This is a genomic window from Streptomyces sp. DH12 (assembly GCF_020873895.1).
Taxonomy (GTDB): domain Bacteria; phylum Actinomycetota; class Actinomycetes; order Streptomycetales; family Streptomycetaceae; genus Streptomyces.
Genome location: NZ_JAHWGT010000877.1, coordinates 1 through 475, shown reverse-complemented (window position 1 = coordinate 475; position 475 = coordinate 1). Strand labels below are relative to the sequence as shown.

1 protein-coding gene is annotated in these 475 nt (G+C 76.6%); it reads left to right on the top strand.

Annotated features, from left to right (window positions below; translation table 11 throughout):
* Window positions 1-137: 137 nt before the first annotated feature.
* Window positions 138-475: GntR family transcriptional regulator (locus tag LPA54_RS37560; protein ID WP_228984921.1), on the top strand; the 338-nt coding region annotated here is incomplete at its 3' end.

Genomic DNA, 475 nt, shown 5'->3' with positions numbered 1-475 from the left:
GTAGACCTCGGGGGCGTGCTTCGCCCACTCCATGCGGGCGGGCTCCTCCGCCGCGTAGGGAACCGTCCCGGTCGTGTCGGTGTTCGTCATGCCGTCGACCCTAGAAGCCGGGCAGCCCAGGAGTATGGTCCAGTTCCATGGCGGAACGCTGGGCCACTTTCGGCATCGACCTCCACCTGGACCCGAGCGGGCCCGGGCTGCGGCGCGGCCTCACCGACGCCCTGCGGGAAGCCGTCCGCGGCGGCCGGCTCGCCCCCGGCACCCGGCTGCCCTCCTCCCGCTCCCTCGCCGCCGACCTGGGCATCGCCCGCAACACCGTCGCCGACGCCTACGCCGACCTGATCGCCGAGGGCTGGCTCACCGCCCGCCAGGGCTCCGGCACCCGCGTCGCCCCGCGCGCCGTCCCCGAACGCCCGGCCGCCCCCACGCCCCGCCGCACCCCCGGCCGGCTCCCGTACAGCCTGATGCCCGGCAC